Source organism: Pseudomonas sp. CFBP 5748 (genome assembly GCF_053850495.1).
In genome coordinates this window covers 127,441-142,527 of the sequence record NZ_JBSPTN010000003.1, presented here as the reverse complement: position 1 = coordinate 142,527, position 15,087 = coordinate 127,441, and the positions used below count along the sequence as shown (strand labels likewise).

Annotated in this window: 14 protein-coding genes; 5 read left to right on the top strand and 9 right to left on the bottom strand. The window is 61.8% G+C overall.

All coding sequences use genetic code 11. The features are described 5' to 3' along the window. The first annotated feature begins 3 nt into the window (after positions 1–3). From ACWNZ1_RS08330 to ACWNZ1_RS08310, 5 genes are all read left to right on the top strand, one after another. Positions 4–777, top strand: coding sequence for a metal-dependent hydrolase (locus tag ACWNZ1_RS08330; protein ID WP_256452856.1), 774 nt, complete (start codon positions 4–6; stop codon positions 775–777). A 96-nt stretch (positions 778–873) separates the two neighbouring features. Then, entirely contained in the window at positions 874–2,253 is a 1,380-nt protein-coding gene (locus tag ACWNZ1_RS08325) for a UDP-glucose dehydrogenase family protein (protein WP_256452855.1), read from the top strand. A gap of 176 nt (positions 2,254–2,429) precedes the next feature. Continuing rightward, complete coding sequence (locus ACWNZ1_RS08320; protein ID WP_135845418.1) at positions 2,430–3,137, top strand: HPP family protein; 708 nt, start codon at positions 2,430–2,432, stop codon at positions 3,135–3,137. 134 nt (positions 3,138–3,271) lie between these two features. Next, the gene (locus ACWNZ1_RS08315; protein ID WP_135845417.1) at positions 3,272–4,378 is read left to right on the top strand and encodes an enoyl-CoA hydratase/isomerase family protein; all 1,107 of its coding nucleotides are present in this window, start codon (positions 3,272–3,274) and stop codon (positions 4,376–4,378) included. Positions 4,379–4,381: 3 nt separating this feature from the next. After that, positions 4,382–5,533, top strand: coding sequence for an acyl-CoA dehydrogenase family protein (locus ACWNZ1_RS08310; RefSeq protein WP_135847990.1), 1,152 nt, complete (start codon positions 4,382–4,384; stop codon positions 5,531–5,533). Between the two features lie 126 nt (positions 5,534–5,659). Here ACWNZ1_RS08310 and ACWNZ1_RS08305 read toward each other — a convergent pair whose 3' ends face one another. The 9 genes from ACWNZ1_RS08305 to ACWNZ1_RS08265 form a co-directional block, all read right to left on the bottom strand. After that, a complete protein-coding gene (locus ACWNZ1_RS08305; RefSeq protein WP_135845416.1) occupies positions 5,660–6,433 on the bottom strand; it encodes an enoyl-CoA hydratase in 774 nt (257 codons plus the stop codon). Between the two features lie 13 nt (positions 6,434–6,446). Continuing rightward, entirely contained in the window at positions 6,447–7,574 is a 1,128-nt protein-coding gene (locus tag ACWNZ1_RS08300) for an acyl-CoA dehydrogenase (protein WP_135845415.1), read from the bottom strand. Between the two features lie 9 nt (positions 7,575–7,583). Further along, complete coding sequence (locus tag ACWNZ1_RS08295; RefSeq protein WP_456027619.1) at positions 7,584–8,771, bottom strand: acetyl-CoA C-acyltransferase; 1,188 nt, start codon at positions 8,769–8,771, stop codon at positions 7,584–7,586. A 12-nt stretch (positions 8,772–8,783) separates the two neighbouring features. Beyond that, the gene (locus ACWNZ1_RS08290) at positions 8,784–9,545 is read right to left on the bottom strand and encodes an SDR family NAD(P)-dependent oxidoreductase (RefSeq protein WP_135845414.1); all 762 of its coding nucleotides are present in this window, start codon (positions 9,543–9,545) and stop codon (positions 8,784–8,786) included. A gap of 16 nt (positions 9,546–9,561) precedes the next feature. Next, positions 9,562–11,226, bottom strand: coding sequence for an AMP-binding protein (locus tag ACWNZ1_RS08285; protein WP_135845413.1), 1,665 nt, complete (start codon positions 11,224–11,226; stop codon positions 9,562–9,564). A 195-nt stretch (positions 11,227–11,421) separates the two neighbouring features. Further along, the gene (locus tag ACWNZ1_RS08280; protein ID WP_256454396.1) at positions 11,422–12,879 is read right to left on the bottom strand and encodes an ArnT family glycosyltransferase; all 1,458 of its coding nucleotides are present in this window, start codon (positions 12,877–12,879) and stop codon (positions 11,422–11,424) included. 67 nt (positions 12,880–12,946) lie between these two features. Next, entirely contained in the window at positions 12,947–13,240 is a 294-nt protein-coding gene (locus ACWNZ1_RS08275; RefSeq protein ID WP_135845412.1) for a lipid-A-disaccharide synthase N-terminal domain-containing protein, read from the bottom strand. A gap of 1 nt (position 13,241) precedes the next feature. Further along, on the bottom strand, positions 13,242–13,985 hold the full coding sequence (locus tag ACWNZ1_RS08270) for a glycosyltransferase family 2 protein (RefSeq protein WP_135845411.1): 744 nt from the start codon (positions 13,983–13,985) through the stop codon (positions 13,242–13,244). 32 nt (positions 13,986–14,017) lie between these two features. Next, complete coding sequence (locus tag ACWNZ1_RS08265) at positions 14,018–14,989, bottom strand: NAD-dependent epimerase (protein ID WP_256452854.1); 972 nt, start codon at positions 14,987–14,989, stop codon at positions 14,018–14,020. Positions 14,990–15,087 lie beyond the last annotated feature (98 nt).

Below are 15,087 nucleotides of genomic sequence, written 5' to 3'. Positions count from 1 at the left end.
CCCTTGGACTTTTCCCCACAGCAGGTCATCGACAAGCCTTGCGACGCCGATACTTTCAAGCCTTTCTGGAACGACACGCCGATCAAGACGTACTTGTTCGATGCCTTTTCGGTGCTGCTCCCTGCCGGCGAACAATTCGTGATTTCGGTGGTGGAGAAGTCCGCCGCGCAGCTGCAACAGACCTCGGCGCTTGCTGAGGACTCGCGCCGCTTTGTCGCCGAGGAACGGGCCCACCAACGCGCCCATAGGCTCTACAACCAGCAGCTGGAAAAGCAGGGCTTTGAGGTCAAGCAGTACGAACTGGGGATCGAAAAGGATCTCCAAGCCCTGCAATCGAAATGGTCACTGAATGCGCAACTGGCCTTGGCTGCGGCGTTCGAACACGTGACGGCGGTGATCTCCGGGGTGGCCCTGCGCAAGCACGGCCTGCTCTCGGCCAACGCATCGTCACAGACGCGCCTGTGGCGATGGCACTGTCAGGAAGAAGTCGCGCATCAGCACGTCACCACAGATCTGCTGCAAGCATTGGGCATTCCCTATTGGCAGCGCATCCTTTATTTCCTGGCGGCATCGGCACTCATGGCGTTCGACGTGCTGCGACATCTGCACGGCTTCGCCCGTCTCGACATCGCCCGCGGTCGCGTCAGCGTCAAAGAGGTGCGCCGGGCAACCGCTAGCCTGCTGTTACGCGATGGCACCAACCTGATGTTGATGGCGCGCGGTTGGGCGGCCTACTTTCTTCCGCTGAAAGCCAACAAGGCTAGGGACTGTCAGTGAACTGCAACATCCCCGACTTATTCTGAGCGCAGCGCACTGCGGCGAACGGCTGGTTGTGCATGTCCGCCCGCTCGGAAATGATCCAGGGAGTCCGCCATGAAAATCAGTGTATTGGGAAGTGGTTATGTAGGGTTGGTCCAAGCCGCTGTGTTGGCCGAGGTCGGTCATGACGTGGTGTGCATGGACATCGACGAGCGCAAAGTCGACAACCTGCGCCAGGGCCAGGTGAGTATCTTCGAACCTGGGCTGGCGACGCTGGTGCGCGAAGGGCTCGAGGCCGGGCGGTTGCATTTCACCTGCGATGAGCAGCTTGCCGTGCAGCACGGCCAGGTACTGTTTATCGCCGTGGGCACGCCTTCCAGGGAGGACGGCTCGGCCGATCTGGGCCAAGTCCTGGCCGTCGGCGAAGCTGTCGCCCGCTACCGTGAGCACCCCCTCATCCTGGTGGAGAAGTCCACCGTGCCGGTGGGCACTGGCGATGTCCTGCGGGAGCACATCGACAAATGCCTGCTCAAGGCCGGTCGCCTGCTGCAGTTCGATATCGTCTCCAACCCCGAATTCCTCAAGGAAGGCTCGGCCGTTGCCGATTGTCGGCGCCCGGATCGCATCGTGATCGGCTGCGAGCGCGATGAAGTCCGCGAGATCATGCGCGACCTGTACGCACCGTTCAATCGCAACCACGACCGCGTCCTGTTCATGGATGTGCGCAGTGCCGAGCTGACCAAATACGCGGCCAACGGCATGTTGGCGACCAAGATCAGCTTCATCAACCAGATCGCCGAATTGGCCGAACACCTGGGGGCCGACATCGAATCGGTGCGCCTGGGCATCGGAGCCGACTCGCGCATCGGTTATCACTTCATTTACCCGGGTTGCGGCTACGGTGGTTCGTGTTTCCCCAAGGACATGCGCGCGCTGATCCACACGGCTGAGCAAGCCCACTGCTCCAGCGACCTGCTGCAAGCGGTGGAGTCCATCAACCGCCGGCAGAAACACAAGCTGTTCGAGCGGATCAATGCCTTCTATAAAGGCGACCTGCGCGGCAAAACCTTTGCCCTGTGGGGACTGGCCTTCAAGCCCAACACCGACGACATGCGCGATGCGCCGAGCCGCACGCTCCTGGAGTCGCTATGGGCCGCCGGTGCCAGCGTCCGTGCTTTTGACCCGGAGGCGATGCAGCAGACCCAACTGCTCTACCCCAATGAGTCGAAGCTCATGCTGATGGGCACGCCGGAGTCGGTGCTACCAGGCGCTGATGCGCTGGTCATTTGTACCGAATGGCAGCCGTTCAAGGCGCCGGACTTCGCGCTTATCCAGCAACGGCTCAAGGCCCCGGTGATTTTTGATGGGCGTAATCTGTATGACCCGGAACGCATGGCCGACAAGGGGTTTACCTATTTCCCGATGGGCCGAGGGCAATCGCGCAACCTGCCCATCGCCCCGCAAACCTGGTTCCAAGCCTCGAGAAGTGCGTGAGAACGCCCCTTACCTCAAAATAAATGCACTCAAGCAGCATTAATATGAATTTGTAAGCGAGAGGAACGACCGGCACACTGTGCATCGTTCCTCCCCCAACTGTTGGAACACTTAAAGGGCTTTCAGGGATCTTCCCGTAAGCCCATTTTTTTGTTCGTTTTTTGGATTTCTGCTGAATGCTTTCTCGCTGGTTCCCCGCTGCGATCAATACCCGTCCTACTGAATGGAGTCGCGCCGCCATCGGCATGGCCCTGGGGACGATGTTCAGTGTCTGGCTCTGTAGCCAGGTCTATGGCCTCGAGGTGGCGCAACATCTGATCGGCCCTCTCGGTGCATCGGCCGTGCTGTTGTTTGCCGTGTCTTCGGGCGCCCTCGCCCAACCCTGGTCGATTTTTGGCGGCTATCTGTGCGCGTCGGTCGTGGCGTTGCTGGTGGCCCACGTGCTGGGGCGCACGCTGGGCAGCGCGTGCCTGGCTGCCGGCATGGCGCTGGTGTTGATGTGCTGGCTGCGTTGCGTGCACCCTCCGGCGGGTGCGGTAGCGGCGACGCTGGTACTGGCAGACCCTTCCATCATTGCCCTGGACTGGCAGGCCGTGGGTGCGGCCATGCTGGCCGGTTCCGGCCTGCTGGTCAGTGCGCTGGCCTACAACAACCTGACACGCGTGCGCTATCCGAAGCGCGCCAGTGAGCCGGCGGGCGTCATACCGGCGGACCATCCTCCCGTGGACCGCCAGGCCATCACCCGCGAAGACCTGAAACAGGCCCTGGCAGAGATGGAAGCGTTCTTTGACGTCACCCCTGAGGATCTTGAGCAATTGATTCACGTCAGCGAGCGAAATGCCAAGCGGCGGAGCATCACGGAGGTGCTTTCGGGTCGCGGCTGATCCTGTGGCTGCTATAAATATGCAGAGAGGACCTGCACGTATCCCGGTTGTGCAAGGCAAATTTGCACTGTTACGATCCTGGCCAGGTACGCGCGACACAATTTATAAAGAACAATAAAAGCAGGGAGTTAGCGATGACTGCTCAGGTTTCATCCCAAGCCACAGGGACCGTCGAGGCGATGGCCTATGAGGTGCTGGTCGAAGTCCGCAACCATATCGGTCACTTGACCCTGAACCGCCCCGCCGGCCTCAATGCCCTGACCTTGGGCATGGTGCGCAGCTTGCAGCAACAACTCGATACCTGGGCCCTCGACCCACAGATTCACGCAGTGGTCCTGCGTGGCGCCGGCGACAAGGCGTTTTGCGCGGGTGGCGATATCCGCTCGCTGTACGACAGCCACAAGCAGGGCGATACCCTGCATGAAGAGTTTTTCGTCGAGGAGTACGCCCTCGACCTGACGATCCATCACTACCGCAAACCGATCCTCGCCCTGCTGGATGGCTTCGTGCTGGGCGGCGGCATGGGGCTGGCCCAAGGCGCCGACCTGCGGGTGGTGACCGAGCGCAGCCGCCTGGGGATGCCGGAAGTCGGCATCGGGTACTTCCCGGACGTGGGTGGCAGTTACTTCCTGTCGCGTATTCCTGGCGAACTGGGGACCTACCTGGGCGTCAGCGGTGTGCAGATCCGCGCGGCTGACGCCTTGTATTGCGGGCTGGCCGACTGGTATCTGGACAGTCGCAAGCTTGAACAGCTCGACGCGCGCCTCGATCGCTTGGAATGGGGTGATACCCCCCTCAAGGACCTGCAAAGCCTGCTGGCGAAACTCGGCGTGCAACAACTGCCCGCCCCGCCCCTGGCCGACCTGCGCCCGGTTATCGATCATTTTTTTGCCCTCCCCGATGTACCGAGCATGGTCGAGCAACTGCGCCAGGTCACGGTCGCCAACAGCCACGATTGGGCCGTGAAAACCGCCGACCTGCTGGACACCCGTTCGCCCCTGGCCATGGCCGTGACCCTGCAAATGCTGCGTCGGGGTCGGCACCTGAGCCTGGAAAACTGTTTTGCCCTGGAGCTGCACCTGGACCGGCAATGGTTCGAACGCGGCGACCTGATCGAAGGCGTGCGCGCCTTGCTGATCGACAAAGACAAGAATCCGCGCTGGAACCCTCCGACCCTGGAGGCGCTGGACGCCCGCCACGTGGCGAGTTTCTTCGACGGCTTCGACGACCACGGGAATTGAATGATGCATGACCTCGAACTGACCGAAGAACAAGTGATGATCCGCGACATGGCCCGGGATTTCGCCCGTGGCGAAATCGCCCCCCACGCCCAGGCCTGGGAAAAGGCCGGCTGGATCGACGACGGCCTGGTGTCGAAAATGGGCGAACTGGGCCTGCTGGGCATGGTGGTGCCGGAGGAATGGGGTGGCACCTATGTCGATTACGTGGCCTATGCCCTGGCGGTGGAAGAGATCTCCGCGGGCGACGGCGCCACTGGGGCGTTGATGAGCATTCACAACTCGGTGGGTTGCGGGCCGGTGCTCAATTTCGGCACCGATGAACAGAAACAGACCTGGCTGGCCGATCTTGCCAGCGGCCAGGCCATTGGCTGCTTCTGCCTGACCGAACCCCAGGCCGGCTCCGAAGCACACAACCTGCGCACCCGCGCCGAACTGCGGGACGGTCAATGGGTGATCAACGGCGCCAAGCAGTTCGTCAGCAACGGCAAACGGGCGAAACTGGCGATTGTCTTCGCAGTGACCGACCCTGAGCTGGGCAAGAAAGGTATTTCGGCGTTCCTGGTGCCGACCGATACGCCGGGCTTCATCGTCGATCGCACTGAACACAAAATGGGTATCCGCGCCTCGGACACCTGTGCTGTCACCTTGAGCAACTGCACCATCCCCGAGGCCAACCTGCTGGGGGCTCGCGGCAAAGGCCTGGCGATCGCCCTCTCCAACCTCGAAGGTGGCCGCATCGGCATTGCCGCGCAGGCCCTGGGCATCGCCCGTGCTGCGTTTGAAGCGGCCCTGGCTTATGCGCGGGACCGGGTGCAATTCGACAAACCGATCATCGAGCACCAGAGCATCGCCAACCTGCTGGCCGACATGCACACCCGCCTGAACGCCACGCGCTTGCTGATCCTGCATGCCGCCCGGTTACGCAGCGCTGGCAAACCGTGCCTGTCCGAAGCCTCCCAGGCCAAGCTGTTCGCCTCGGAAATGGCCGAGAAGGTCTGTTCCTCGGCGATACAGATTCATGGTGGGTATGGGTATCTCGAGGATTACCCGGTGGAGCGCTACTACCGTGATGCGCGGATTACCCAGATCTACGAAGGCTCGAGCGAGATACAGCGGATGGTGATTGCCCGGGAGTTGAAACACTACCTGGTTTGATGGCTGGAAAAGCATCGCGAGCAAGCTCGCTCCCACAGGGTTCAATGGTGTACGCAAATACTGCGTACACCCCAGATCCACTGTGGGAGCGGGCTTGCTCGCGATGGCGTCAGTAAGGACGCCGCCTTACTTGTCCTGAAACTCGGCCGCCCGCTTGGCCACGAATGCCGCCATGCCTTCCTTCTGATCCTGCGTCGCAAAGGCCGCGTGGAATACCCGGCGCTCGAAGCGCACACCTTCGGACAGGCTGACTTCAAAGGCGCGGTTGACGCTTTCCTTGACCATCATGCTGATGGGTACTGACTTGGAAGCGATCAACGCCGCCGTTTTCAGCGCCTCATCCAGCAGCTCATCGGCCGGTACGATACGCGCGACAATGCCGCAACGCTCAGCTTCCACCGCGTCGATAAAGCGTCCGGTCAGGCACATTTCCATGGCCTTGGCCTTGCCCACCGCCCGGGTCAGGCGCTGGGTGCCGCCCATGCCCGGCAGTACGCCGAGGTTGACTTCCGGCTGGCCGAACTTGGCGTTGTCACCGGCCAGGATGAAGTCGCACATCAACGCCAGCTCGCAGCCTCCGCCCAGAGCAAAGCCGTTCACCGCCGCGATGATCGGTTTGCGACGGTTGGCCACGCGGTCGCTGTCGCTGAACAGGTCATCCAGATAAATCTGCGGGTAGGTCAGATCGGCCATTTCCTTGATGTCGGCCCCGGCGGCGAAGGCTTTCTTCGAGCCGGTCAGCACGATGCAGCCAATCTTCGGATCGGCTTCCAGGCTGTCCAGCGCCTGGTTCAACTCGCTGACGATCTGCGCGTTCAAGGCATTCAATGCCTGGGGACGGTTGAGGGTGATCAGGCCGACCCGGTCCTTGATCTCCAATAAAATCGTTTCGTAGCTCATGCAGGACTCCTGTTCAAAGATTGCGCGAAATGACCATGCGCTGAATGTCGCTGGTGCCTTCGTAGATCTGGCAGACCCGCACGTCGCGGTAGATGCGCTCCAGCGGGAAGTCGTTGAGGTAACCGTAGCCACCCAGGGTTTGCAACGCCATGGAGCAGACTTTTTCGGCCATTTCCGAGGCGAACAGCTTGGCCATGGACGCCTCTACCAGCGCAGGCTGGCCGTTGTCCCGCAGCGCGGCGGCGTAATGCACCATTTGCCGGGCCACGGCGATCTGGGTCGCCATGTCCGCCAGGCGAAATGCCACGGCCTGGTGCTCGATGATCGGCTTGCCGAAACTTTCCCGCTCCCGGGCATAGTCCCGGGCAGCCTCGAAGGCGGCGCGAGCCATGCCCACCGATTGTGCGGCGATGCCCACGCGCCCGCCTTCCAGATTCGCCAGGGCAATCTTGTAGCCCTCGCCCTCCTCCCCGAGGCGATTAGCCAGCGGCACCCTCACATCCTCAAAGAGGATCTGACAGGTGTCGGAGGCGTGCTGGCCGAGCTTGTCCTCGACCCGCGCCACGCTATAGCCCGGCGAGTCGGTCGGCACGATGAACGCGCTGATGCCGCGCTTGCCGGCACTTGGATCAGTCACCGCAAACACGATCACCACCCCTGCGTTCTGCCCGGAGGTGATGAACTGCTTGCAACCATTGAGCACGTAATGATCACCCTCCAGCCGCGCCCGGGTCTTGAGGCTGCTGGCGTCCGAACCGGCCTGGGGTTCGGTCAGGGCGAAGGCGCCAAGCATCACGCCGCTGGCCAGGGGCGTGAGGAACTTGGCCTTTTGCTCATCGTTGCCGAACTTGAGGATCGGCACGCAGCCCACCGAATTGTGCACACTCATGATGGTCGAGCACGCCCCGTCGCCGGCGGCGATTTCTTCCAACGCCATGGCATAGGCCAGGTAACCGGTGTCGCAACCGCCCCACTGCTCCGGCACGAGCATGCCGAAAAAGCCCAGTTCGGCCATTTCACCAATGGCTTCCTTGGGAAAGCGGTGCTCACGGTCCCACTCGGCGGCAAACGGTTTCAAGCGCTCCTGGGCGAACTGCCGGGCCACTTCGCTGATTTGGGTCTGTTCTTCAGTCGGGAGCATGGTGATTCCTTAATACAGGCATTCGACGGCCATGGCCGTGGCTTCGCCGCCGCCGATGCAGATGGCCGCTACGCCGCGCTTGAGGCCTTTCTGGCGCAGGGCCGAGAGCAGCGTCACCAGAATTCGCGCCCCGGAGGCACCAATCGGGTGACCGAGTGCACAGGCACCGCCATGAACGTTGACCTTGTCATGGGAAATTTCCAACTTGCTCATGGTCACCAGGCCGACCACGGCGAAGGCTTCGTTGACTTCGAACAAATCAACATCAGCCAGCGACCAACCGGTTTTCTGCATCAGCTTCTGCACGGCTCCGATCGGGGCCGTGGGGAACAGGCTCGGCGTGTCGGCAAACGCCGCATGACCATGAATCACCGCCAACGGCTGCAAGCCGCGCTGCTGCGCCTGGCTCTGGCGCATCAGCACCAGGGCCGCGGCGCCATCGGAAATCGAACTGGCATTGGCAGCTGTCACGGTGCCGCCTTCCCGGAACGCCGGCTTGAGGGATGCGATCTTGTCGATCCGCGCCTTCGGTGGCTGCTCGTCGTGGCGAATGGTCACTTGCTCATTGCCGACCATGACCTGCAACGGCACGATCTCGGCGTCGAAACTGCCGTCCTTGATCGCCTGCTGGGCGCGGGTGGTGGAGGTAATGGCAAAAGCATCCTGGGCTTCGCGGCTGATGCCGTTGGCTTCAGCGCAGTCTTCGGCGAAGGTGCCCATCAGGCGGCCCTTGTCGTAGGCGTCTTCCAAGCCGTCGAGGAACATGTGGTCGAGTACCCTGCCGTGGCCCATGCGGTAACCGCCGCGGGCGCGATCGAGCAGGTACGGCGCGTTGGACATGCTTTCCATGCCGCCGGCCACCACCACCTCGGCACTGCCGGCGATGAGCATGTCGTGGGCGAGGATCGTCGCTTCCATGCCCGAACCGCACATTTTGTTGAGCGTGGTGCAACGAGTCGACTTATCGAGCCCGGCGCCCAGCGCGGCCTGACGTGCCGGAGCCTGGCCCTGGCCGGCGGCGAGTACACAACCGAACAGCACTTCTTCAACCGAATCCGGCGCGATGCCGGCACGTTCCACCGCGGCCTTGATCGCGGCAGCCCCCAGTTGCGGGGCCGTGAGGCTTTTGAGTTCACCCTGGAAACCGCCCATGGGGGTGCGGACAGCGCTGACGATGACAATCGGATCGTTGGACATCATAAATCCTCCTTATTTGGCAGCCATACGCAAGGCACCGTCGAGACGGATCACCTCGCCGTTGAGCATGCTGTTCTCAATGATATGCCTGACCAGCGCCGCGTACTCGGCGGGTTTGCCCAGGCGCGGCGGGAACGGCACGCCGGCGGCCAGGGAGTCACGCACTTCAGGGGTCATGCCGGCCATCATCGGGGTTTCGAAAATGCCCGGGGCGATGGTCATCACGCGGATACCGAAGCGGGCCAGTTCCCGGGCCGCCGGCAGGGTCAGGCTGGCGATGGCGCCTTTGGATGCGGCATAGGCAGCCTGGCCGATCTGGCCGTCGAAGGCTGCCACCGAAGCGGTATTGATGATCACGCCACGTTCGCCGTCGGCATTGGCCTCGGTTTCGGCGATGGCCGCGGCAGCCAGGCGCAGCAGATTGAAGCTGCCGATCAGGTTGACGTTGATCACTTGGCTGAAGCTGGCCAAGGCATGCGGGCCGTTCTTGCCGAGGATTTTCTCGCCGCGCACGATACCGGCGCAGTTCACCAGGCCATTGAGACCACCGAACACCGCCACGGTGGCCTTGACCGCCGCTTCAGCCGCCGCCTCGTCGCTGATGTCCGCCACCACGCTCTGGCAGCCGAGCTTTTGCGCCTGGGCGGCCACGGCGTCGGCGTTGAGGTCCACCAGCATCACTTTGGCGCCGGCCTTGACCAGCATCTCGCCGGTGGCCGCACCGAGGCCGGACGCGCCGCCGCTGACGAGGAAAATCTTGTTGTCGATCTGCATCATGGTTTCCTTGGATTCAAGCCGAAACGTTATGCGCCGCAGCCTCTTGGGCTTTAGCGATTTCCTGGTTGCGCAAGATAAAGCGCTGCAATTTGCCGCTGGGGGTTTTCGGCAAGTCGCTGACAAATTCGATTTCACGAGGGTACGCATGAGCCGCCAGGCGCTTGCGTACGTGCAAGCGCAGCTCTTCGGCCAGTTCTGGCGCTGCGCGGTATTGGGCACTGAGCACCACGAAGGCCTTCACCAGCTCGGTACGCTCTGGATCGGGCTTGCCGATCACGGCGGCTTCGACCACGGCCGGGTGTTCGATCAGGGCGCTTTCCACGTCGAACGGGCCGACGCGGTAGCCCGAGGTGGTGATCACGTCGTCGCTGCGGCCGACGAAGCTGATGCTGCCGTCGGGGTTGAACTCAACGGTATCGCCGCTCAAGTAGTAGTTGCCGACGAAGGCTTTGGTCGGCCCACCTTCGTAACCGGCGAACCAGCACATCGGTGATTGGCTGCGGTCGACGGCGAGAATGCCTGGCTGGCCGACGCCCAGTTCCTGGTAGTTATCATCCAATACCACGATCCGGTGGCCCGGCGAGGCGAAACCGGCCGCCCCCAGGTGCACCGGGTGTTCAAGCCCGTGGTGGTTGCACAGCACCATGCCCAGCTCGGTCTGACCGTAATGGTCGTTGATCACCACGTTCAGGTTGTCGGCGAACCAGCGGATTACCTCCGGGTTCAGCGGCTCACCGGCGCTGCTGACGATGCGCAGCTTGCCCTTGATCGAGCGGGCGAACTGCTCGCCCCCAGCGATCAACAAACGATAGGCCGTGGGGGAGCCCGCGAGGTTAGTGATGCTGTATTTATTGATGATCCGACAGGTACTTTCCAGGGTGAATGGGCCATCGTAGAAAGTGATGGGATGCCCCATGGCCAGCGGCCCGGTCACGCCAAAGTAGATGCCATAGGCCCAGCCCGGGTCGGCGACGTTCCAAAAGGCGTCTTCCGGGCGCAGGTCCACGGCGTCACGCATGTAGCTCTGGAACGCAACGATGGCCTTGAGCGGCACCGACAGGGCCTTGGCCGGCCCGGTGGTGCCGGAGGTGAACATCAGCAGGAACGGGTCTTCGCCCGTGAGCATGAGCGGTTCGCACTGGCTGGAATGGTTCGCCACTTCAGCCCAGAAACTGTAGTCACCCCGGACGATACCCTGGCCTTTTTCACCACCGACCGTGACGATGGTGGGGCAAGCGGCGACTTCGTTGAGTTTCGGGCGGTTGACGGCGTCGGTGACGACGATGCGGGCGCCGGAGCTGCCGAGGCGGTGCTCAATGGCCTTGGGCCCGAACGCGGTGAACAGCGGCTGATACACCGCTCCGATGCGCCAGGTGGCGAGCACCACGATCAGCAACTCAGCGGTACGCGGCAGTAGGCCGGCCACTTTGTCGCCCTTGCCGACGCCTTGGGCCAGCAGGAAATTGGCGAAGCGCGCGGCGTTGTCCTGCAAGTCACGGTATGTCCAGGTGGCTTCGCTGCCGTCGCGCCCCTCCCAGAACAAGGCAATACGCCCCGGCAACGCGTGCCGGTCGCAACACTCGACACAGGCATTGAGCGCCTCGAGCGAGCCGTGCAGCGCGGCGTTGACGGTGTGCAGGTAATCGAACTGCGACGTGGCGGACGAATGATCGCGCATGACCAGAATCCCTCTGTATTTTTATTGGTTGGGGGGAACCGTAAACAGCAGGGAAATACTCGCGCCGAAGGGCTTTGGCGGCAATGGTCAAAGCCATCAAGTTGCTTGACTGGTTTGGCCATGATCCGGGGAATGTGTTGTCAGTGAGGGCCCTATCGCGAGCAAGCTCGCTTCCACAGGGATTTTTGATGGCTGCTACAGCGGCTGTTTCCAGGCGAATGAATAGACCTTCTCCGGCACCGGGGACTGGCAACGCTGGTTGTCTGCATCAGCCCCCACCAGGAACCACTCGGCCCTCGAGGTAGCGCCGACACGGCGGGCTTTTTGCGGGTCGTAACAGCGTGCCAGGTCCCGCGCGGGCACCAAGGCATAGGCTTGCGGGTGACTGCGCAGCCAGAGGGCGGATTGTTCCAGGGAGTGGCCGTTATAAAAGCCAAAATGCACGATAGGTTGCTGCGCGAAAACCCAATGCCCCTCCCGCCAGCCCACCAGCACCAATTCGGCATTGCCACTGAGCCGTGCCACATCGCGCATCAGGGTTTCGTGGGGGTTGATGCCTTCCCTGTGGGGCTCGATGAAGCCGCGGGCAAACCAGGCACCCAGCCACAGCGCAGTCAATACGGTGAATACCACCTTGCCCCTCGCCCGCCCGAGGAACCCACGGCGCAGCATCCACGGTAGCAGAGGCGCCACCAGCAGAATCAAGGCAGGCAGCGCCGGAAAGATGTACAGCTTGCGTTTGCCACTGCTCAGGCTAAAAAACAACAGCACCAGCAGGACCCAGCCGAGCAGTAGCAACACTCGAGCGTCGTGCTTGAGCAATTGTCTGCGCCAGGCCGGCACCAGCCACGGCAACATGAAAAAGATCGGCAGCCAGTACTTCGGAATCACCTGGACCAGGAAATACCAGAAGGGCTCGCGGTGCTCCCAGGCATTGGCATAGCGTCCGGCCGTCTGCTTCAACAGGATTTCCTCGGCGTACGCCAAACTGTCGGGGCTGCCCTGAGCCACGATCACCAGCAAAGGCACCAGCCATAGCGCGATGGCTGCCAGCGCCACGGCCAGCCCCAACCACCAGCGCCCCGCCTCGCCAGGCATGGACACCACACCGTTCCAACCTTTGCGCACGGCATAGACGTAGGGGATCAGCATCAACACCGGCAGAAAGCCCACGCCCTTGCTGATGATGCCCAAGCCCATCGCTGCGCAGGCCACGTAGTACCAGCGCCACGCCGGACCCAGCAACAAATGCCGGCATAAGCCATAGATCCCCAGAATCGTCCAAAGCGCGAGAAAGCCGTCAATCTGTCCGGTCCGCAAGATGCTGTAGGTCTGGTAGGTCGCGAGAAACAGGAGCGCCGCGATTACCCCGACACGCCGCCCCCACAAGCGTCGCCCCAAGTCATACAAACAGGCCGTGGTAACGGCACTTGCCAGCAGCGCCGGCAAATACAGGGCGACTTTTGGCAAGTGGGTCAACTGTATGAACAGCGCCACCGCCCACATGAACAGTGGCGGCTTGTCGGCGTAAATTTCGCCGGCGCGGTGAGGAATGAACCAGGAGCCGTTCTGCAGCATTTCCAGGGCCACGCCGAGAAAACGCTCCTCATCGACGTTCATCGGTTGGCGCCAGCCGAGACCGGCACCGACCATGAGCAACGTCAACAGCACAAAAGCCAGCAACTCCAGCCGCGAGGAAGACAATCGTATCCGCACCGTCTCAGCCCTTTTTATCCAGTTCGCCGCTTTCCCGCTGGTGATGCTTGGCGATCAACTGCAAGTTGCGCAGGTACACGACGAAACCGAAGGACTGACCGACGATAAAAACCGGGTCCTCGCGGTAGATCGCGTAAGCCAGCAACAACGCGCTGCCGACGATGCTCAGGTACCAGAATCCAACCGGGATCATGCTGCGCTTTTTGTATTCGCTGTAGAGCCATTGCAGGGCAAAACGCCCGGTGAACGCCAGTTGGCCACCGAAGCCAACGGCCAGCCACAAAGATTCTCTGCCCATCTCAGACCTCGGTTTCTTGTGCGTTGACGTCCAGGCGAGTGCGCTTGATCAGCCACCACACCCCGAACAGATCGACAATGCCCACCAGCGCCCGATCGAGGTTTCCGTAGTTGGAAACCCCTGCCCCACGCTCACGGTGGTTCACCGGGTGCACCAGCATTCGGCCGTTGTGCCGGCGGATCAACGCAGGAATGAAGCGGTGCATGTGATCGAAATACGGCAAGCGTAGAAATGCCTCGCGCTCGATCAACTTGATGCCGCAGCCAGTATCGGGCGTCTGGTCCTTCAGCAGGCTGGCGCGCAGTTTGTTGGCAAAGCGCGATGCCCAGCGTTTGCTCGCCGTGTCGCGGCGGTTGACCCGATGCCCCGCCACCAGCTTGACCCCTGCCGGTTGGCCCTCCGAACCGCGCACCAGGTCGAGCATCTTCGGCAAGTCAGCGGGATCGTTCTGACCGTCGCCATCCAGGGTTGCTAACCAAGACCCGCGCGCTGCCTCGGCGGCGTGGTAAATCGAGGTGCTCTGGCCCAGGGAGCGAGCATGACTGAGTACCCGCAACTGCCGGTAGCCACGGTCTTGCAAGGTGCGTAACTCAGCGGCGGTGGCGTCGGTGCTGCCGTCGTCGACCACGATGACTTCAAAGGCCTCGTTGGCCAGCGCCGAGCGCACTTCTTCGAGAAGTGGAACAAGGTTGCCTGCCTCGTTTTTGGCCGGAATCAGGACCGACACATAGGGGATTTCGTGCATGATGCTCCAGAAAAAGGCTGGGAAATGAGTGGTCAGACGCTGTAATAGCTGCGATACCAATGGACAAACGCCTGCACACCGACAGGCACCGAAACCTGCGGCCTGAACCCCACACGGTCCTCCAGTTCACGGGTGTCCGCCCAGGTGTTAACCACATCGCCCGACTGCAACGGCAAGAAGTGTTTAATTGCGCGGATCCCCAGAGCTTCCTCGATGCACTCGATAAATTGCAGGAGCCTCACCGGTGAACCGAATCCGATGTTGTAGACCTTGTTGGGGACTCCGGCCTGATCGGTAGGCGGCAGCGGGAGCAGGCGCACGAGGCCCTCGACAATGTCGTCAATGTAGGTGAAGTCACGCGACATCGCGCCGTCGTTGTAGACGTCGATGGGGCGGCCGTTGAGGATGGCGTCGGTGAACTTGAACGGCGCCATGTCCGGCCGCCCCCAAGGCCCATACACGGTAAAAAACCGCAGGCCGGTGGTGGGAATGCCATAGAGGTGCGAATACGCGTGCGCCATCAGTTCATTGGCGCGCTTGGTCGCGGCATAGAACGACACCGGCTGATCGACCGGGTCAGTGGTGGCATACGGCAGGCGCTCGTTCAGGCCATACACCGAGCTGCTTGAGGCATAGATCAAGTGCGCCGGCCGATGGGCACGACAGGCTTCCAGCACGTTGAGGAAGCCCACCAGATTGCTTTGCGCATAAACATCCGGGTGGTCGATGGAGTAACGCACGCCGGCTTGTGCCGCCAGGTGGACGACTTGGTCAAAGGCGTTGTCGGCAAAGATATCCAGCAGCGCCTGTTTGTCTGCGACATCCAGGCACTGGAACTGAAAATTGTCACAGGTCGCCAGTTGCGAGAGTCGAGCCTGTTTCAACTCAACGCTGTAGTAGCTGTTGAGATTGTCGATGCCGATCACGTGGTGGCCATCTCCACACAGCCGCCTGGCCGTATGAAAGCCGATAAAACCTGCGACACCGGTTACCAGTATTTTCATTCGCCTCGTCCTTGCGGACCTTGCTCAACTACGAGGCAGGAAAACTCATTCAAACTGACATAGCCGCTACCCAAAACGGTCACTTGCATACCTTACTC